At 58.3% G+C, this 19,253-nt stretch carries 16 protein-coding genes; 4 read left to right on the forward strand and 12 right to left on the reverse strand.

Going from position 1 to position 19,253, the window contains the following annotated elements; genetic code table 11:
• Positions 1 to 55 precede the first annotated feature (55 nt).
• The 4 genes from GGU46_RS20955 (at position 56) to GGU46_RS20970 (ending at position 7,497) form a co-directional block, all read left to right on the forward strand.
• Complete coding sequence (locus tag GGU46_RS20955) at positions 56 to 898, forward strand: hypothetical protein (RefSeq protein ID WP_215906426.1); 843 nt, start codon at positions 56 to 58, stop codon at positions 896 to 898.
• A gap of 331 nt (positions 899 to 1,229) precedes the next feature.
• A complete protein-coding gene (locus GGU46_RS20960) occupies positions 1,230 to 1,778 on the forward strand; it encodes a hypothetical protein (protein ID WP_183405487.1) in 549 nt (182 codons plus the stop codon).
• Positions 1,779 to 1,838: 60 nt separating this feature from the next.
• Positions 1,839 to 2,414: a hypothetical protein gene (locus GGU46_RS20965; RefSeq protein WP_184094138.1), complete on the forward strand. Its 576-nt coding sequence runs from the start codon at positions 1,839 to 1,841 to the stop codon at positions 2,412 to 2,414.
• Positions 2,415 to 2,757: 343 nt separating this feature from the next.
• On the forward strand, positions 2,758 to 7,497 hold the full coding sequence (locus GGU46_RS20970) for an ATP-binding protein (protein ID WP_183405489.1): 4,740 nt from the start codon (positions 2,758 to 2,760) through the stop codon (positions 7,495 to 7,497).
• Positions 7,498 to 7,828: 331 nt separating this feature from the next.
• Here the strand turns inward: GGU46_RS20970 and GGU46_RS20975 are convergent, their stop codons facing one another.
• The 12 genes from GGU46_RS20975 to GGU46_RS21025 form a co-directional block, all read right to left on the reverse strand.
• A complete protein-coding gene (locus tag GGU46_RS20975) occupies positions 7,829 to 8,752 on the reverse strand; it encodes a hypothetical protein (RefSeq protein WP_183405490.1) in 924 nt (307 codons plus the stop codon).
• A 659-nt stretch (positions 8,753 to 9,411) separates the two neighbouring features.
• Positions 9,412 to 9,654, reverse strand: a complete 243-nt coding sequence (locus GGU46_RS22250) for a hypothetical protein (RefSeq protein WP_246399137.1) — start codon at positions 9,652 to 9,654, stop codon at positions 9,412 to 9,414.
• On the reverse strand, positions 9,648 to 9,851 hold the full coding sequence (locus GGU46_RS22255; RefSeq protein ID WP_246399140.1) for a hypothetical protein: 204 nt from the start codon (positions 9,849 to 9,851) through the stop codon (positions 9,648 to 9,650). The genes GGU46_RS22250 and GGU46_RS22255 overlap by 7 nt, the downstream gene beginning before the upstream one ends.
• 117 nt (positions 9,852 to 9,968) lie before the next feature.
• A complete protein-coding gene (locus tag GGU46_RS20985; RefSeq protein ID WP_183405492.1) occupies positions 9,969 to 11,198 on the reverse strand; it encodes a BamA/TamA family outer membrane protein in 1,230 nt (409 codons plus the stop codon).
• A 144-nt stretch (positions 11,199 to 11,342) separates the two neighbouring features.
• Entirely contained in the window at positions 11,343 to 11,789 is a 447-nt protein-coding gene (locus GGU46_RS20990; RefSeq protein ID WP_183405493.1) for an Ohr family peroxiredoxin, read from the reverse strand.
• Positions 11,790 to 11,969: 180 nt separating this feature from the next.
• The gene (locus tag GGU46_RS20995) at positions 11,970 to 13,205 is read right to left on the reverse strand and encodes a putative sensor domain DACNV-containing protein (protein ID WP_183405494.1); all 1,236 of its coding nucleotides are present in this window, start codon (positions 13,203 to 13,205) and stop codon (positions 11,970 to 11,972) included.
• A 26-nt stretch (positions 13,206 to 13,231) separates the two neighbouring features.
• Positions 13,232 to 15,541, reverse strand: coding sequence for a patatin-like phospholipase family protein (locus GGU46_RS21000; protein ID WP_183405495.1), 2,310 nt, complete (start codon positions 15,539 to 15,541; stop codon positions 13,232 to 13,234).
• Positions 15,542 to 15,696: 155 nt separating this feature from the next.
• On the reverse strand, positions 15,697 to 16,800 hold the full coding sequence (locus tag GGU46_RS21005) for an adenylate/guanylate cyclase domain-containing protein (RefSeq protein ID WP_183405496.1): 1,104 nt from the start codon (positions 16,798 to 16,800) through the stop codon (positions 15,697 to 15,699).
• Between the two features lie 309 nt (positions 16,801 to 17,109).
• Positions 17,110 to 17,610, reverse strand: coding sequence for a hypothetical protein (locus GGU46_RS21010; RefSeq protein WP_183405497.1), 501 nt, complete (start codon positions 17,608 to 17,610; stop codon positions 17,110 to 17,112).
• A gap of 113 nt (positions 17,611 to 17,723) precedes the next feature.
• Positions 17,724 to 18,611 (reverse strand): metallophosphoesterase family protein, encoded by an 888-nt coding sequence (locus GGU46_RS21015; protein ID WP_246399134.1) that lies wholly within the window; start codon positions 18,609 to 18,611, stop codon positions 17,724 to 17,726.
• Between the two features lie 9 nt (positions 18,612 to 18,620).
• Entirely contained in the window at positions 18,621 to 18,875 is a 255-nt protein-coding gene (locus GGU46_RS21020; RefSeq protein WP_183405498.1) for an acyl carrier protein, read from the reverse strand.
• Between the two features lie 18 nt (positions 18,876 to 18,893).
• Complete coding sequence (locus tag GGU46_RS21025) at positions 18,894 to 19,247, reverse strand: acyl carrier protein (protein WP_246399135.1); 354 nt, start codon at positions 19,245 to 19,247, stop codon at positions 18,894 to 18,896.
• Positions 19,248 to 19,253: the final 6 nt, after the last annotated feature.

Consider the following 19,253-nt stretch of genomic DNA (forward strand, 5'->3'; position numbering starts at 1 on the left):
GGAATGACCAGCAGGCGTAACCGATCATGTGTTTAGTTGCCTAAATCCGAAAACAATGTCTCTGAATAGAGTCGATTATTTGACCATCGAGCAAGTTGATACGCTAGGTGAGTATATAGCTCACTATGGCAGTAGAAGGCATTACAATTTAATGCTTGAACCAGTACTCAAAGTGGAAAGAGCAGAGGACAAAGCTGATACCTACGTGCTTCGTCCCGGGTATTTGGATAAGGCTGTTTACTACCCCTGCCCACTACGCATTTTGTACGTTAAGCTGCATCAGATTACGCAGCAACAAAGTGGAGAAGGGTATACTCGAAAAACAACAATAGAAGCTCAGATAGACGTTTATGATAAAAGTTTGGCCAAGCATGTAAGCTATAGGCTGATACTGTCCAACTCTGGCTCTACCGTATTAGATTTCATGCAGTGCAATCGGATTTTCAATCTGATTAATCTATATGTGGACGCTGACAACCCTCTGGAGAAACTGAACCTAGCGGTATTTACCCAATATGAGCCCCGTGAAGATGATAGATCTACGCTGCTAAGAGCGGTCAATTCTTTGCAGTTCGAGTTCTTTGAAAACAGTCGTAATGTGGTAGGGAAGGATAATTATTTCTGGGAGGAAGCCGAGGTTCGCGGTATTACAAAAGACCCTTATTTGCAACAGATCATCTTAAACGGTTTACGGAAGAATTGTGAATCCTTGTATGTCAAAGACGATCATATACTGCTGACATTCGCCCACGACAGGGCCTATTCTCCTTCATTCTCCAGGAGAAAAATGGAGAGTAGGCCTGGGGGAGACACCAGCATTAAGGATGATATCAAATTCGAGCTGGCAAAGAATTATGATAGTCGGACGCACTTGCTCAGTAAGTTAAAAAAAGAGTAGAAGGATAATGCACCGGTGTTACACCTGCCTACATACGTCGGAGAGACACGATGTAGTATATGATGCCTTTGTACAGTTAGTGCTAAGTCCTGAAGATTGGACGGCCTGGGAAGCAGGAAAAGTGCAATACGCCCCGCAACGCCAACAGGGTGCCGAGTCTTACTATAGGATACCATGACCATGACAAACGAAAGCCTGAGTCGCCTGCTTGACCGGGCCAATGGTGCAGAAGGCCCTGAAATCATCATCCAGCGGCCGTTGACGAAAAGCGTTAGCTGGGCGCGGGTTTGGCTGGCTACGCCACGACCCGACGAGTCTGATTCCATGCAGCATGGCAACAAAGCGTACTTATATTCGCAACGGGCAACAGTACGTCGGCATAATGCTCGACCACGGAGTTGCAGATCTGCACGTATTCGTGCCGCCGCAGCATCGCGGCCAGCACTACCTAAGCAACGCTCTGCGCGATGTAATCCTACCACACTTGCTGCAGGACCGCCAGGAACAGCGAATTACTATCAGCCGAAACTTTGGGCAAGAGACTTTCCAGGCTGCGGAACGTGCCGCCCTCGCCGCCGGCTTTGTGCTGCTGGAGTTGGAGGAGGATGAGGAGAACGTGGCCACGCTTCAGTTTACCACAAGGCAGGTTTTATCCGAAATCAAAGGAGAAAACACACGGCCGACTCAACAGCGACTTACCCAAATTCGACAGCAACTTGCCTACCATGCGTCCTGCCTGCATATGCTCAGCGCTGAGGTAGAATTATTGCTCGGTGATAAGGTTCTGCCAGAAGATATCCGCGACCTGGCCAGCGAGGTGCATTACCTGCGCGAGCGAATTGAAACAGCGGCCTGGGACCTGGGGCCACCGCTTGAATAGCCGAGCCGTTGGTAGTACCTTTCTTCCCTGATGCGTAGACTACTTCTTACTCTGTCGCCGATGGTATTCCTTTCCGTCCTCACAGGATGTAACGTTGATAGTTCACCACAGGCTGAGGTCAATCATTCGGTGCCCACAGTCACTAGTGAAACGGTCGAGGTAGTTCCGACCTATCCTATCAGCCCTTCTTCTGCATTTTCGCGGCGGCTCCGCAACGTATTCATCCGCCAACTAACCTGCAGCAGTAAGCAAATTCGGTTGGGCGATTCAATCGATGTTCAGATCAAGGAGGCCTGGCTAGAACGGAAATGGGAGCCCCAAGGGGGCGGGCTTTTTAGCGAACCGGATTACACTCATGGTTTTGCCCTTGACACGTTGACCAGCACACCGCGCACGCAGCTCGTAATGGCCATTGCGTCTAACTCAAAACTAGGCCACTTTGATACCTATTCTTGGGTACTTGCCGATGCGGAGGATCATTACTTCCGCCGCATCTTTAGCCGCACGGATAATGTACTTCACATTGCGCTGAAAACGAGTAATCTGGATGACCCGCATAAGTTTTATATCCGTGCATGCCTGATGCCGAAACAGCTTTGCGAATCTGTAACGCTCGATTCCCTTACGTTTCGCTAATTAAGGCGTGTATACCGATGGCAAAGGCACTAATTGGCGCCTTATTCAACATCTTTCCCACCAGTAAGAAAGCTCAACTTAATTTTCAGTTCTCAAACGTGCGCTACGAATACTTTCCGCTATTGCTGCTGGTTGCCGCCTGTAGCTCCGAACCTACTGACTTTACCAGTGCTGTTCCTGCGGCAAGCGAACCAGCCGTGACGTCATGGCCAGCAGACACGGTACAGACTGACTATTCCCGTGCTGTAGAAAATCTGCCGGGCAGCCCCTACTAGGGGTACTCTCAGAAAACGGAAAAATAGCACGTTAAGAAAATTGACCGTTAATTACTTAACCGACTATCATGAGTGGAAGAGCTACTTTTTCCGGAACATCCTTTCAGTCCGAAGTTGCGGCCTGCATCGCGGGGCTGCTGCTGACGGAGCGTCCCTTATCGCGTTTGGGAGGAAACCTGCCCGGGACGCCCCAGAAGATCTACGCCGAAATTCCCGCCGGCGGTGTCGATGACATTGTGGTTGATACTGACGTCGGCCAAATCTACATCCAGGCCAAAAATACCGTTCCGCTATCAAATAGCGCCGCGGGCGAGTTGGCTTCCGTGGCAGAGCAGTTCGTCCGCCAGTTTCGGGCTGGGGTACTGGAAAACGGCACTCAGCGCCCGCTGGTGCCGGCCCGGGACCGGCTGGTACTGGCCGTTGGCACGGGGGCCACTGGGACGATTAAGGAACATCTGCAGGAAGTGCTGGACCGCAACCGCACGGGGGCTGCGACAGGCTTGCCCGCTAATCAGCAGCACGCCTTGGATGTGTTTACCGGGTTGCTGGATGCAGCTTGGCTTGCACAAGCCGGGACGGCAATTACGGCTGCGCAGCGGCAAGCGCTGTTGGCCGTGTGCTCGGTAATCGTGGTGGGCAGTTCCGAGCACCAACTGGTTACGGAAGCCCTGTTGAGTGTTGTGGCCCCCGGGTTGGAAGACACCCTGCTTATACTGCTGGATCATTGGGCACACCAGGCTGCCCGGCAGGGAACCGGCGGTGACGCGGCCGCCATTCGGCTGGTCTTGAATGGCCGGATTCAGCTGACAGAACCGCCAAGTTTCCGCCAGGACGTAGCGCGGCTCAGCACGTACAGCGCCGCCACGCTGGCGGAGTTGGCGCGTTTCACAGCCATTGAGGTGGTGGAAGGCCCGATTACGGTTTCCCGGCCCGTCGTCAACCACGTCGTGGACGCTGCCCTGGGTGGTTCGTTGGCCATCACGGGCGAACCGGGAGCGGGCAAATCCGCCATCCTGCACGCAGCGGCCAGCATTCTTGGCCAGCAACACCCTGTATTCTGTTTCAAAGTTGAAAACGGTCCGGGTACGCTCGACGAGCTGCGCCGGGAGATTGGCCTGACGCATCCCTTGCTGGAAGTACTCGGACAAGTACCGGGCCCCCGTCCGGCTTTCTTGCTGCTCGATGCCTTGGACGCATCCCGGAGCAATCAGGCGGAGACCACGTACAAAAAGCTGCTCCGGGAGGTGGCCGCCCTGCCTGGCTGGCACGTGGTGGCTTCGGTGCGCACGTTTGATTTGCGCGTGGGCAAGGAGTGGCAGCAACTGTTCCACGGCCTGCCCCCGATGCCGCAGCACGCGGACCGAAGCTTTGGCCGGGTACGCCACCTGCACATCGGGCTGCTGGACGCCGGGGAACGGGCGGATCTGGCCCGCCAGTCGCCCAGCCTGCACACGGCCCTTACCGCCGGTGGTCCTAAGATGGAGGCACTGGCGTTGAACCCGTTCAACCTAGCCTTGCTGGCCGACCTGCTGCGGGGCGGCACTCCGCCCGAATCATTGGCGGGCGTGAGCACCCAGGGCCAACTGCTGGATCGGTATTGGCAAGAGCGGGTGGGTGACTCTACCCCGGTGATTGTGGGCCTCACCCGGCTGGTGGAGCAGATGCTCGACGCCAAGGCCCTTACCATTGCGCAGGGCCGCATTGACGCGGCTACGGCCACGGCGGTGGATGAACTGCAGGAAAACGGCGTGCTGCTGCTGGAGCAACCCCGCCGGGTGCTGGGCTTCCGGCACCACGTGCTGTTCGACTACGCCGTCGCCTGCCTGGCCCTGCTGCCTGACGTGGCCAGCGCTCGGGCGCAGTTGGTCAAGAGCAAAGGAGCGGGGTTGCTGCTGGCGCCCTCGCTCAACTATTGGGTCGACGGCCTCAAGCACAACAGCGGCCTGTCCGCTGACGAATTCTGGGGCGTTATTGGGACGCTGGTGGCCGATGAGGGCATGGATCCCATTGTGCGGGTGGAAGTCGCCCGCCTGTCCGTGGAAACGGTACAAGCGGACGAAGATCTGACGGGTCTGGTGCGGGTCTTCAACCAGGGAGACGCCGCGGCCACCCGCAGCTTGCGGCATTTTGTGGTAGCCCTAGTGATCAAAGCCAAAAGCCACCAACCTTTCCAGGCCGGACCTTGGGCGCAGGTGGTGGCTGAACTACGTGCTGGCGCCGACCAACTGGGCCTGCACCAAACGCTCGTGGAAACCCTTCTGAACGGCAACCCGACCGCGGACGCCCTACCCTTACTGAGCCAGGCGGCGCGTCAAATAATGACCAGCGTGATGACCGCTGCCTTCCTGAACCGCTGGCAGGTGCGTTCCACCATTGCCAGCGTGGTGCGTACCTACGGCACTAATCCGGCTGCGTCGCAACTGCTGCTGACCCAACTGCTGGAACCAGAACGCTTCCGCCGGTATGGACACGTGGAAATCCCGGCGCTGGCTGAGCACCTGGTTTTGCTCGCGGGCCAGGATGAGGCGCTGTCGGTGCAGTTGGTGTACTGCGTTTTCGGGCCGCATGAGTTTCGTCATGACCAGGCCACGCCCATGGTATCAAGCTTTATCCTGAGAATGCAATCCAATGCGGCCCAGGATTTTGAGCTGGCTCGGCATGAGGTGGAGAAGCATTTTGCCGCGCTGCTGGCCGCCTACCCCCGCACGGCCGTGCGGGTGCTGGCGGCCGCCTTGCGCGGGGCGCGTGACCGGAAGGAATGGTCCTCACCAGAGCCGCGGGTTGAAAACCTGACCGTCGGCACTACTTCGTACCGCTTTGAGGACGATAGCAGCGCGTATTGGGCGCATGATCTGGAGACAAGCCGCAGCGATGACCACGCGGAAATGTACCAGCGGTTTCTGCAGTGGATTCCCGGTGTGCAAGACCCGGCTCTGCTGGCGGATATGCCGGGCCTGCTGCTAGAACACACCGGAGCCGCTATTGTGTGGCGGACGCTCTTTGAAGCAGGCGCCCGGCAGCCCCAGTTGCTCGGCCGCCAACTGTGGGTGGCCGCGTCCAGCCCCCTGGTGCTGCAGTGCCAAAGCACGCGCAAAAGTGCCATTGAACTGCTGCAGGTACTTTACCCACTGGTGCCCTCGGAAGCCCGGCATGAGGCGGAAAGGGCCTGGCTGGCCTGGGGCTTTGCTGATTTTACCGAACCTGAATGGATGCGCACCTCCGTCATTGGCACCGTGCTGCAGACGCTGGGCGCGCCGCAACTAGCCACCGACGAAGCGCGTGAGTTTTTACAGGTAGCCATAGCAAGCGGTGAGGCGCTGGTCAACAGCAAGCCGCTGGAAATCCACAGCACGTTCATTGAGAGGGAACCCTTTGAAGCAGAGAACAACGCTGGAACAGCTACTGCCGACTCGGTGCCGGGACTTGCCCGAGCGGTTCACTACACGCAGCAGGCCGTCAGAGCAGCCCCCACCGAAGAAACCCTCCGCCATCTGCAGGAAGCGCTGCTGGCCTTCGACGCCGCCTTGTCCCCAGCCGGTGCTCTGCCCGAAGCGGAAGCCGCTGCCGTGCTGGCCGAAGGACTGGGCGTGCTGCTGGCTTACGCACCGGCAGCTGCCACCAGCTACCCTGAGGCCCTCACGCGTCTGCTGGAGCTAACCCATCATCCGGAGCCGTTGGCCGAACCAAGTACGGAGGAGGACTTTGCCCAGTCCGTAGCATGGGGTTACTCCGCTGCCCGCATAGAGGCCGCCAAAGCCCTGGCCCAGCTGCTAGAAATCTCCTCCTTATGGCCATTGATACAGGATCGAGTGGAGGATTTGCTGTTGCGCGACCCGCATCCGGCCGTGCGCTTTGCGTTGATCACCGCGCTCTACAAGCTGAGCTGGCACAACACCGAGGCCACTTGGGAACTAGCCGAAAAGTTTGCGGAGCAGGAAATCAATCCCCAGGTTATTCACCACGCTACCGCTGTTCTCCGCAACCTAGCGCACGAGGATGCAGCCCGCTTGGAACCGCTTCTGCTGAACCTGCTGGCGAAAGCAGGTGGCCCCGGCGAGGGAAGCAGGATAATGGTGGACCTGCTGCTGCGCCTGGCGCTGGAACGACAACTGCCGGCATCCCAGGCTCAGTTGCGGGAATGGGTAAGCGCGTATTCCGCGCACAAGAAGCAGCTAGGGAGCGTAATGGCAGTTTTACGGGCCTACTTGTCCATGGGCTACGACCGAGCGCAGGATCCACAAGAGGACGCCATCCGGCAACGGTCCCAGGCATTGATGCAGGAACTGGTGGATGCAGTGGAGCCGGCAGTTCGAAATTGGACTTCCGATAACCACCAGCCCACCGAAGAAGAAGAAGCAGCGCACTGGATTTTTAACGAACTGGCCGGCCAACTCTTTTACGCTATCGGCCATGACTTACCAGAGAACATCGGCACCCTAGAGGCGAAGCGCCAATGCCTGACGGAATACGCGCCGTTTATTTCCCGGTTCGCCACTTTGGGCACGCCCGGTACGGTGCACCACATGCTCGACATCCTACTCAAGTTCGTAGCGGTTAACCCAACCCAATGCTTTGACCTGTTTGCCGAAGCGATGCTGCGCACAACCGGTGTGGCCAAGTACGAGTACGAATCGCAGGGAGCCAAACGCTTCGTGGAACTAGTTGAAGAGTATCTAGCTGATCACCGCGCCCTCTTTGCGCAAGAAGACCGCCGAACGAAGCTGGTCGATTGCTTGGCAATTTTCTCCGATGCGGGCTGGCCCGAAGCCTGGCAGCTTTTCCAGCAGCTACCAGACCTATTCCGGTAAACCTGCGTGGCGGCCTAGACTGCGGGGAGCAACTGCGCTGCCAAATCTGCCGTGACTAGACCTGGTAAGCCGAGCCAGATCGTAGAGTTGCGCCCAGTAGCTTCCCTCTGGTTGAATAGCATCAAAAAGTGTGGGGCCGTGCGATTGGGGGCTGAGCAACGGGTCGCATCATTTCCGTTCAGGTTGGCTGAAAAGTAGTGCTGTCACACACTTTTTGCTACTCTGCTTATTGAACTGATTACTAGTTAGCATTAACGGTATTTCGGATTCATCTGATACTTAATTTATTAAGTGTGTCGGCGGCGGTTGCAGGGCCACTATCATGATCCATTCAACTGTCTGGATATTCTTTCAGGGAGTAGTGTTTTATCTGTGGATTTTTGAACCACCCAAGTTTGTCTAAATCATGCCTGAGGTGCATTTCCTCCTCTTCACCGAGAACCTTGATATCCTGCATGTAGCCAAACTTGAACTCCGTCAGCCGATTATTGGCAGCAATCAAGATTGATTTACTCGTCTGGTAGCCTTCAAACGAGGAGTATCCCTGCAAAGCTACTTCCAGCATTGTATCAATTACTTCTGGCTTCATATCACTGCCATAGATAATGAAGGACACTAATAGGTCAGCAACCTTGCCGTGCCTTCTCGCCATGTACCAACCACTCTTGTGCTTGTTCTCCTCGAATAGTCCGAAGAAGCCCTGCCCGATTATCCTTCTTTCGAACCTGGTTAACGAGAGTAATTCTTTCGCAAGGTCGAGCCTCAAATCATTCACATCAACCAAGATTTCATTCCGCACAAACTCATCGACAAAGTAGCTGTACCGGTCGTGTTTCCTTTTCAAAATCACTTCTTCCCGCTTTTGATAGAAGTCCCAGGCGCCGTCAAGGTCGAACCAAGCACCATTGTATTCTGAGGAAGAAAAGAGTTCTGGAAACTTCTTGTCATTTTCCAGGTACTTGGCCAGCAAATCGTATTCGGTTCCTGAAATCAGAATGGACGTTTTCTCTGCAGGATTACGGTTTTCTGCACTGTATTTAAAGAATTGCTTCCCCGTATTATTGTCGAACAAGTGCTCTTCGCCGGGTAGGATCAGCACATCCTTGCCAGTAAACACCCTTTCTCGTTCCTGCAGATAATTCACCAGATCAGGTATGGTGTCAAGCTCCCCAACGATGACCTTAAACGCCTCTTTATCTAGGATATGAACAAACTTTCCGGCCTTGGTTAACGAGCCCGACGGATAGAACTGCACACTCTCCCCCAGGTTGACTATTATCCGATGAATAGCAGTATACTGGGGTTCCACTAGAGTAGGAACGAAAACCAACGCTAAGCAAATGAGTTGCATTATTAAAAGGTCAACGCCGAAGATCGTGAGCTATTGATTGGTGAAGACACCCGATAAGTCGTTTTTCGCTGGGTATTGACGAGGCGGCCGGTATTACTTCGGCCGGGGCGAAAAAACGCCCGTTTCCTGACACATCTCACCCCGCGTCAGAGCCCACCGACACGGCCCTAACGGGAATTTCTGTTCTTCCTCTTGCGCTACCCCTCTCATACCTATCATCATGCACACGGCCTAACTCTATTGGTGGCCTAGGCCGCATCGAATCCAACGACCAGGTTCTGAGCATGGAGCTACCTAGGCCCCTAGCCTTGGGCGGTCGTGGCCGCACGGGAGCTACCCCTACTCGCGCGCCACCCGTGGCAACATCGAGGTCATCTATCTCGGGAGAGTTGGTTAGCGGGAAAAAGGAAAGCAAGTGGGTACGGGCGAGGATGGAGCTATATACCTAGGTTAGCTATTAGCTCGGCGCTAAGCGGCGACACCGCCGGACCGAAATAGTGCGTGAGGCGGCCGTCGGCACTGACGAGGTATTTGGCGAAGTTCCAGTCCGGGGCCTGCGTCAGTCATTGGTACACGTGGTTCTGCGCCGCGGATTTCACGAGCACGCTCTTCTGCATGAGTGGAAACGACACGCCGAAGTTGAGCTGGCAAAACTGCTCGATGGCGTGGTCGTTGCCTTCCTCCTGCTCAGCAAAATCGTTGGCTGAGAAGCCGAGGACCATCAGCTTATCGGTATATTGCTCAGCGAGCTGCTGAAGCTCCGTGTACTGGTTGGTGTAGCCGCAGTTGGAGGCGGTGTTTACCAGAGCAGCACCTGCTTGCCTTTGAACTGCGCAAAGGGCAACGGCTGGCGGCTGTTGAGCTGGCCAGCCAGTTCGTAGAAGGAAACTGGAGCAGGTACAGGCTGCGTGTGTTGCAGCACCATGCCGTTGCTGCCTGACTTCGACAGACGCATGATCAGCGGGTACGTGGTCCGCAGAATTTTCTGTTTGTAAGAGGCCATAAAGGGAATTGCGAGAGCAACCGTTGATGCTATCGTCTTGCCCGGGTTTCACGTAAGCTCAAGCATTGCTCCCCAGACAACTGCAGCAACCGGTGCTCTGTCTGTGGCTATAAGCGCTTAGAAAGCCTCCGCTACGTTGAAATAGAACGTGCCGCCCGCGTCGCCGAAGGCCGCGTCGAAGCGCACATTCAGGTTTTCGGCCTTCACCAGCTTGAAGCGCAGGCCTGCGCCCGCCGCCGGATGCAGGCCACTGAAGTTGAAATCGCGCAGGCGCGGGGCCACCCGGCCGGCGCTGGCGAAGCCCACGACCCCGAAGCGGTTGGTGATTGGCAGCCGGTATTCCACCTGGGCAGCGGCGTAAGCGCGGTCGAGGTAGCGCCCCTCATAGTAGCCGCGCATCAACTCACTGCCTCCCAACGCCCCTTGTTCCAGCAGCGGCACGTTGCCCGACGACAAGTAACCGAACAGCTGATAGGCCAGCACGGGCCGGCGGGTACCGGCCAGCTGGAAATACTGCCGCACGTCTATTTTGGTTAGCTCGTAGCGAAACTGCCCCCCGAGCTGCTCACCGTACCAGCCGTGCGTGACTTCCGCCAACATGCCCTGCTGGGCGTTGAGCACGTTGTCGCGCGTGTCGTAGGTGAGTGCCGTTTCCAGGCCCGTGCTCACGGCGCCGCGCGCGCCAGCCGCGCTGGGCCGGCCGGTGTCGTCGAGCAGCAGGCTTTGCGGAGCCAGCTGCACGTCGCTCACCCGCACGTGGCGCACGCCGCCGCCCACAAACAGCTTGCCCACGATCCGCCGCAGCAGCAGCGGCTCCAGCACCGTATAGCGGTAGTCGTACACCTCCTCGTTGGCGCTGGGCGTATTGTTGCCCACGCCGTAGAACAACCGCGGAAAGCTGGAATGCCGCAAGTTGCCGCGCAGCAGATAGTTTTCGTGGTTGAAGAAAACCGTGTAGCCCGAATACAGGATGTACTGCTTGTTGAGCGTGTACTGAAAGGAAACCGGAATGTTGGAGGTCCGGGTATCGGCGCCGGCTCTATTAGGCTTGAAGAGGAATTTGGCGCCTACCCCCGCGCCCCAGCTGGTTTCAGGGGCATACGAGAGGATGGGGGCCAGCACCAGCCGGGTTGGATACACCCCGCGCTGCGCCACGGCCGATTGGTTGAGGTCGAACTCGAACACATCGAGTACGCGGTCAAGAAACGAGCGGCTGGTATCCGCCTGCGCCACTTGTCCGCCCGCCGGGCGGCGGCGTAGCGAATCGGCCGGGAGCCGCTGGGCCGCTGCTGGCGAAGTGGTTAGGGGGCTCCCAGCGGCCAACAAAGCCGCCAAGAGTGTGCCCATAGATACTTTCATATTTCTAATCGACCTAAATAGCGGAACGGAATTACCAGTCCGCAACACCAAGGAAACGGTAGTGGACCCTTCATGCAGCCAATGGCTCAAACCTAGGACTCGCTGCTGTTTCCCTGGTGCTCGCGTGATTAATTAGTCCTGGGAAGACGCTCCTGCGTCCGACGTAACGGTGATGGTTACCTCGGCGTTGCCGCGAATAGCCCGCGAGTAGGGGCAGGCCTGGTGGGCCTTGGCCACGATGTCCTCGGCTTGCTCCTGGGTGGCGCCGGGCAGGTGGGCGTACAAGCGCACCACCAGCGTGGGCAGTTGCTGCGCGTCCATGAACAGGTCCACTTCGGCGTTGATGACAATTTCGCCCACATTGGCTTTGGCCTGGCGGGCGGTGTGAATCACGGCGTTGCCGAAGCAGGCCGCGTAGCCGGCGGCAAACAGCTGCTCGGGGTTGGTGGCTCCTTCGCGGTTGCGCCCGCCCAGGGTCCGGGGCATGGTCAGCTCCAGATTGAGTACCTTGTTATCAGATTCGATGCGGCCGTCGCGGCCTCCAATGGATTTGGCTTGTGCCGAGTGCATGATGGACATTGGCTTGTGAAAAAAGTGGGGTGAGAATCTACAAGTCAGCAGTGCTTGCATCCTTCTCGAACCGACGGGATGAAGTTATCGACCTTTCGACTATAAAACTCATATGGTCTAAAATGGTTGCTGACATGACCTATTTATTAGTACTATTTATGCTACGAGGCTTTAGCCCAGCTATCGGCATCATAAGGCGAGCTGGTCCCAGAAGATAACCTTGCCTTCGCGGTGGCGCACAAATTTCACGGCGCCGTCCTGGGAAACAACGATGGCCAGGCACCGGGCGTCCGCTTGGCACAGGCGGTAGGCCGCCCGGTGCCGGGTGCCGCCGCTGTCCAAGCGCTCCGGCCGCAGCTGCTGCGCGTCCATGTCCAGTGCACGGTAAACATGGGAAATGCTGGTTGAGGAGACGCGAATCTCGGTGCCGAAGCTCAGGATGTTAAAGTTTTTATCTAGTACTAATGCGCCATCCACCGCCATCAGGTCCGCCAGCAAGTGGGTGAGTTCTTCCACTTGGCGTTCAAGCGTACGCAATACCGTGTAGGGCGCTTGCTGGAACTGGCTCAGGAGTGAGCCAGAAGCGCCGTTCAAGCGGGTGAGAATTTCCGTCATCAACTGACCAAACCACTCGTTGCTGCGGTGTGCCGCCACGCGGTACTTGGGCCAGAGTACTCCCGTTTCACTACTCAAGGCCTCAAATCCGCTGGCCGATACCAGCACCACCATACCGCCGTGCCCAGCGTCACGCACGGTCGTCAGGATGCGGCGCAGCACGTGTAAGGCCAGGGTGCCCGCTATTTCGGCGGCTGCGGCTTGCCATTCAGCCGAAGGGGATGCCGGTGGCTGGAACGGCAGCGTTGGCAGGTCGCCAAAGTGTCCGGCGGCCCAGGCCATGGGAAACTGTAGAAAGCCGTGTCCCTCAATGTGCCCCTGCTGCAGGGTTAACACGCGGGTATTGCCGCAGAAAAACGACAAGGAGCCGGGCTGGCGGATGTGCAGTAACAGAGTTTGTTGGTGGCCCGCCGCCTCGTCCTGCAGCGTAAAAGAGTTTTCCCACTCGGTGCCGATGAGTACGAGGCCCCACAGCTGCAGCTCCCCGGTCGGCCCCGGGGCCACGGCCAGCGCGGTACTGCCGCGCTGCACCGTCGGGCTTAGCCGCCGAATTTCTTGTTCCGTGCACGGGTGCGGCGTGGCGAAGGGAAGCACGAACGGCTCCCCGGCATCGGCCGGGACGGCCTCCGCTGGGGCAATACAGAGCAGCTGACCCTGCACTAGGCGGCCTTCGTCGCGAAGCAGGCTGGCCTGGTAGGCCACGGAAATCAAGTGCGTGAGCAAGGGCGCGGGCAGCAGCGGCTGGGCCGGCGCGGGCCACCGCTCCTGCAGCGCCCGGGCAATGTCGGGGGGGTAATAGTGAGGTGGCATGCAAGCAAGGAGCAACCCGGAACTACCTACCGGTAGCCGAACGGAATGCCTAGGTTGAAGTAAGGCAGTACTTTTTTGGCTAAGTCCGAGTACATCAGGCTCGCCTCAAGGGGGCCGATAAAGGATTTCAGACACAGGCTCACGACCCCGCCGTAGTGAACAGCCGCGGGCTGCAAGCGCAGGTTATTGGCTACGAAATCGTGGTATAGCACGTTCGCCTTGGCGACTCCGTACAGGTTGCGCGTGAGCGTCCACCGGTAGCCCAGCAGGCCTACGGCGGCACTGCCGGTGAACAGGCCTGCGTCGGGCAGCCCGGCAAAGGTGATTTGGTTGCGCAGCACCCGGTTCAAGCCCCCGATGAAAAAGTCGTTGGCAAATGCCTGCCGGGACTTCACGTTTACCCCCGCCTGCACCTGCACCATGAAGGTTGACTTGCGGGACACGGGGTGGTATAGCTCCGCGTTCAGCTGCGAATGGCCAAACGGCTTGGTGGCCATCAGGAGCCGCTCCTGCGTCTCGGTATTTTCCACCCGGAAGGTAGAATGCTGCGCGTGAATAGCGCCTAATTCGGCCTCGATACGAATGCCGCGCGTGGGGTAGATCGTGCCATTAAGAGTATTAGCCTCGAGGAAAGCGTAGCTGTTGACCTGCCGTAGGCGGCCAGTAGCCTGCAGGCGGGTCGTGACTTCGGGCTGGTAGCCGAGGTGTTCGTAGCGTGCACCCAGGCCCAGACTCAGGTCGGCGCGCAGGATCTTGGCCGCTTGCAGCTCCACGCGCCCGTAACGCTGCCGGTAGAGGCCGGCTTTGCTGAAGTTCGGGTCGTAGGGAGTAATCTCAACCTGTTCCCCCTGTGCCAAGAGCTGGGCGTACATGGATCGGTGGTGGGTGAAGCTTTGCAAGTGGTGCAGGCGCAGCCGCGGATTTTCGCCCAGGTTGAGCGCCACGCGGCTGATGGAGGAAGGCAGGAGAAAATCGCGGGATGACAACGCCGTGACCATCCCAATGCCCACGGCCGAATTATACTGTAGCCCCAGATGTAAGTTGGTGCGGGGAGCAAGTTCCACATCAAACACGATATGCACCGAATCGCCCTTGAGCGGCTGCAGCGCATACGTCATCTTGCGCAGATAACGCGTGCCGTACGCCCGGCGCAACGCCTGCGAAAGTTGCGGGGCGGTGTAGTAACGATGCAGCGGGAGCTGCATCCACTGCAGCATCAGGTCGGTGTGCGCGGCTTGTTCGGCCGTCAGGCCCCGGACCGCGTAGCTGGCAAAATAAACCGAGTCGGCGCGCGGCGGGGTAGGTCGCATGGGCTGGGGGCCGTATACCCGATCCAGGGAGTCGCGCAGCGCCTGCAGGCGGGGCACCAATGTCCGGCCCTGCGCCAGGCCAATCGCGATGATAGGTTCCGCGGCCGTGAAACTGCCGCTGGTGTAGGTGCCGAGCGGGTACTCCACGAGTACGTTGCACAGGGCTTTCTGCGCCTTGAAGTCGGCGTTGTCCTTAAACGAGGAGATTTGCAGCATCACATCAATCGGACTCAGCAGGTTGGCCGCCGTGTAAGCCCCGGCCGAAACGTTGCTGCCAATGATGTAGTCGGCGCCCATGGCTTTGGCGTCGGACACCGGAAAGTTGCGCACCACCCCACCATCGACCAACGTGCGGTTGCCGTACTGCACCGGTGCAAACACCGACGGAATGGCCATGCTGGCGCGTACGGCCGGGGCCACCTCGCCTTGGTCCAACACCACCGGCTCGCCTTCGAGCACGTCGGTAGCCACGCAGCGGAACGGGCGATAAAACTGATCGAAGGACTTGGTGCGGTAGTAGGGAAAGAACAGCTCGCTGAGGGTTAGCCATAGTTCTTCCGATTCGATGATGCCTTTGGAAAGCTGAAACTTGCCCGCCGCCAGCGGCAGTTCAGCCAAGTAGCGGTTGTACTCCGGGCGTTCGGGAAGCGGCACGGTGGCCAGCGATGGGTCGTTGGACAGCACGGCGGCCCAGTCCAGCTTCCGGGCAATCTGCTCAATTTCGGCTCCGGAATACCCTACCGCGTACAACGAACCGACGACGGCGCCCATGCTGGTGCCGCTCACGTAGTCCACGTGGACGCCGGCCGAATCCAGCGCCCTCAACAAGCCAATGTGCGCCAGTCCCCGGGCACCGCCGCCGCTGAGGGTCAGCCCGATGCGGGGCCGGGGCCCGGTCTGGGCCTGCAAAGTGCCGGATATGAACAGCACCACGAGCAGGCTGGCGAGGCGGCCCCAGCTACGAAGAAACCACGGCACGGGATGCCAGGAAATCAAGCGTGCGTCCGGCTGGTAAGTGTTGGTCATAGCATTGGGAAAAGGGATGGTGGATTGCTTTGTTACACGAGCTACGGATAAGATAACGCCCATCCGCGGCACTCCCTTGTCGTCGGATTATTCAACTTAAACCCACAGCCTATACCAGTGGATGGGTCTTCAAGAGTGGTAGAGGGGTTTGGCTGTCAGAACGAGTCCGGCAGCAAGTCCACCGCGTACAAGCCGACGGCGCTGGCTTTGCCGCGGAGGGGATAGTCGCCCAAGGGGCGAAAATGAAATTCTGGCGGATGTGGCAGGGCATTGTACAGCGTGGCGGAGAGCAGCAGCCGGGTTTGCAAAGCGTTGCATTTCGCTTCGATGCGGGCGGTGGTGTTAAGCACATCGCCGTGGAAGACCAACTCACTGCGGATGTCGCCTACCTGGGTGGCAATGACCGCCCCGCCGTGCAGCCCCCCTTTGAAGACGGGCACCACGCCGTAGCAGCGCAGGTAATATTCCCGCCGCTCGTCCACGGCGCGCTGCATGGCAAAGAAGCAGCGCAGGCAGCGGGCGTCGCGCAGGCCCTTCGGCCATAACCACGTGACAACTACCTCGTCGCCCACGTACTGGTATATTTCGCCGCGGGCGACGGCAATCGGGGCACCTACATCGTGAAAGAAGTCGCGCACGAAGGCGCTGTAGCGCAAGTTGCCGAGCTGCTCGGCTAGCGTGGTGGAGCCTTGCAGGTCCACAAACAAAAATAAGCGCTTTTCCTCCACGGGCTGGTTATAGTACCCCAGCAGCAGCCGGACCAACGCCGGGACCCCAATCTTGCGGGCGGTCTGATAGGCGAGCGTGATGATCGTGCTGAGCAGGCCATAGAGCACCAGCACCCGAGCGAGCGGGATTTTCTCGGGGTGGTTCGTCAGCTGCGTTAAGCCCGAGCCTGGCAGTTCCAACTGCAGCCGCCGAGCCCCATAGCCGACGGCGTGGTGTACAGCCTCCAGGAAACGGAAGGCTTGTCCGACCAGCAGGCCCACCAGCAGCAGCTGAAGTAGCGCGCTAACGGCTATTCGTACCCCCAGGGGCATGTTAACCAGCAGGCGAGGAATCACATATACTTCCAACAGGCCTACCAGCAAGCCAATCGGCACGCCGACGTAAAGGGTTAACGCCAGGTAGAGGGAACTGAAGGAGCCGACTACTAGGTACAGGAGTACGCCTAACCCAGCGACAAAGGTCAGGGCTAATAGCAGTACTGCCCGCATCTTGTGACGGTTTTGTGCCCATAGGAAAGTTAATTGACTCATAGCGCAAAAAATTATCGTACTAGCCTAGGCTGTGTGGACAGTGAGCAAAAAAGAACGTCATGCTGAGCCCCGCGAAGCATGACGTTCTACGTGACAGTTAGGTGCTGATTTTGCTCACTGTCCACACACTCTAGAAGAGGTGTGCACTCAATCGAGCAGCACACCTCTTCTAGGCTAGTGCACAAGATAGAGGGAAAGTAAGCGGCTATCACACTATTGAACAGCGCCAAAGGCCATTCGTGCACCCGCTTGCTTTGATGCAGTGGGGCAGGGCTCGTCGGTGGCAGGGCGGGTATTTCCAAGGCCTTATTACCAGTGGAGCTTCACCCCTAGCCCCAGGGTCAATATCTCCCGAAGGGTGAGTTCCCCACGGTTGGCCCACCAACTCGTCAGGTATAAATCATTGCTACCCAGTTCGTAGTAGAATGATATAGTTCTGGCGTCCCTATGGGTGGAGCGGGGGCGTTCGTATTGTACCTGGCCGCCAACAAAGGGACCCACGCGGGTGTGCGAGGACCACCAGTAGTAGCCCTTCTCGTATTTCCCATCGCGTGAGGAATTCAGGCCCTTGCTGGCCGTATAGCTCCCGAAAGCGCCTACTGCAAACGGCCGCAACCCCCATCGATGGTGGGCTAGTGGGATGCTCCAGGGGGAATACGTGATTTTGATCGTGCCGATGCCCATGGCTGTGCGGCTGTATTTCTGGGGCACATAGCCGAGTAGGGCGTCGAGTTCAAGCCGGCGGCGGGCCATCGTGTAGCCTACCCCCACTGCAACTAGGCCTTGTCCACCCGCCGCTTGCAGCAGCACATGCCGGGGTGCATACCACGGACGAGGGGGTAGGGTATCAGGGAATGCTACGCTCGGCGCTGCCTCTATATTAGTCGAGCCTATCCAGCCCGCAAGCAACAACAAACCGACCATCAGTAAGAAACAGAATCTATTTGGAACCCCTGAGGGCCCCAGAGAGTGAGCACCAGGTAGCGCCGCTTTTCGAAGGCATAGGAATTGATGAATGGTAGGGCTGGCCCGAAGGGCGCGGTAACCCCGAAGTCGTGCCGGTGCCCGTTGAGTCCAAACGCCAGGCGCGGGGCTCTCTGGAGCGCCTCCACGTAGGGCGATACCAAGTGTGGGTCAAAGTCGGCATCGTTGGGTGGCACATGGCTCATGACGACTTGCCGGCTAATGCCGGGGCCGGGGTTGGCTAGCGCTTGCCGCACCCACGCTACGTCGGGCACCCGGCCTTTGAAGCCATACTCACGGCCGTTGGTATCCACGAATACGAAACGGGTGTGGCCGTACTCAAAGCTGTAGTTGAGTGGGCCATACACCTGCTGGTAGGCCTCGCGGCCATTAGCCACTACATCATGATTGCCGATGACGGTTAAATACGGCACCTTCAGCCTGCGAAGCCGTTCGTGCACCCAGCGCATTTCCCGGACCAGACCGAAGTCGGAAATGTCGCCCGCAACGGCGACAAAGGATACGCCTTGTAGCTGGTTGACACTCTGCGTAAACGCTTCGGCTTCTTTGTAAAAGCGCTGTGAATCGCCGATAAATACGAAGCGCAACGTATCCCCGGCCAATGGATTGGCCCGGCGCTGTAAGGCTTCCAGGTTTTTGCGCGTCAGGTCGCGGTAGGCTACCGGGGTACGGGTTTCGTTTGGGCTGAGTTCCAGCAGGTCACAGCCGGAGAGCAGCCACGTGATTGGCAGCAGGTCGGCCATAGTCAGCACCCACGCCACGACCGCCCAGGCAGAACGGTCCAACAGCCGCGGCCGCCACTGGCGTCCTAGTAGGGAAAAGAGCATAATGGGAGGCTAGTTGCTGTTCAAATGGATAAGCAGCCACATGGCCGGTGACAGGTGCCGCTTAACCCCTTGCACCAGGTCCAGCACGGTATGCATCTGGCTCAGCTCATCGTCCGGGAAATAAATGTCGTAGAGGCCCTCGACCTGCATAATCAGCTCGACGTAGCTCAGAGAATCCAAGCCCAGGTCGTCTCGCAGCGAGTCACTGGGGGTACAGCCGTCGGGCAACAATGGCCGCAGCTGTTGCCAAAGGGCATCGTCCATGTGCATGGCAGCGGCAGGTCAGGCAGCCGAGGCTTGCGACGCGGGCGGCAGCTGGCTGCTAACATATCGCACGAAGTCCCCGATGGTCTGCAGGGGCACTTCGTCTGGAATGGTCAACTGAAACGCGCGTTCCAGTTCCAGAATGATGTCGACTACATCGACCGTGTCGAAACCCAGGTCGCGGCTCAACTGCGTGGTCAGGTGCAGGCGGCGGAGTCGAATGCCTTTACGGTGGTGGATGATGCGGCGCACTTGCTGGACCAGCATGGCATCGGGGCGGAATGGGGTGAGGGTACGCACGACCATGACGAAATAGAGAAGGATGGGAGAGGTGCCCGGCCAACGCCTGCTGGTGCTGGCCAGGCAATCCAAGGAAAG

The sequence above is a fragment of the Hymenobacter latericoloratus genome, from assembly GCF_014199535.1.
GTDB lineage: Bacteria > Bacteroidota > Bacteroidia > Cytophagales > Hymenobacteraceae > Hymenobacter > Hymenobacter latericoloratus.

What these genes read in the sequence shown, in the direction of transcription:
- GGU46_RS20970 (WP_183405489.1), top strand. Translation starts at nt 2,758, where the DNA reads ATGAGTGGAAGAGCTACTTTTTCCGGAACATCCTTTCAGTCCGAAGTT.
- GGU46_RS22255 (WP_246399140.1), bottom strand. Translation starts at nt 9,851, where the DNA reads ATGGCCTCTTACAAACAGAAAATTCTGCGGACCACGTACCCGCTGATC.
- GGU46_RS20985 (WP_183405492.1), bottom strand. Translation starts at nt 11,198, where the DNA reads ATGGGCACACTCTTGGCGGCTTTGTTGGCCGCTGGGAGCCCCCTAACC.
- GGU46_RS21020 (WP_183405498.1), bottom strand. Translation starts at nt 18,875, where the DNA reads ATGGACGATGCCCTTTGGCAACAGCTGCGGCCATTGTTGCCCGACGGC.
- GGU46_RS21015 (WP_246399134.1), bottom strand. Translation starts at nt 18,611, where the DNA reads ATGCTCTTTTCCCTACTAGGACGCCAGTGGCGGCCGCGGCTGTTGGAC.
- GGU46_RS20965 (WP_184094138.1), top strand. Translation starts at nt 1,839, where the DNA reads ATGGTATTCCTTTCCGTCCTCACAGGATGTAACGTTGATAGTTCACCA.
- GGU46_RS20960 (WP_183405487.1), top strand. Translation starts at nt 1,230, where the DNA reads ATGGCAACAAAGCGTACTTATATTCGCAACGGGCAACAGTACGTCGGC.
- GGU46_RS20955 (WP_215906426.1), top strand. Translation starts at nt 56, where the DNA reads ATGTCTCTGAATAGAGTCGATTATTTGACCATCGAGCAAGTTGATACG.
- GGU46_RS20995 (WP_183405494.1), bottom strand. Translation starts at nt 13,205, where the DNA reads ATGCCACCTCACTATTACCCCCCCGACATTGCCCGGGCGCTGCAGGAG.
- GGU46_RS21000 (WP_183405495.1), bottom strand. Translation starts at nt 15,541, where the DNA reads ATGACCAACACTTACCAGCCGGACGCACGCTTGATTTCCTGGCATCCC.
- GGU46_RS20990 (WP_183405493.1), bottom strand. Translation starts at nt 11,789, where the DNA reads ATGTCCATCATGCACTCGGCACAAGCCAAATCCATTGGAGGCCGCGAC.
- GGU46_RS21005 (WP_183405496.1), bottom strand. Translation starts at nt 16,800, where the DNA reads ATGAGTCAATTAACTTTCCTATGGGCACAAAACCGTCACAAGATGCGG.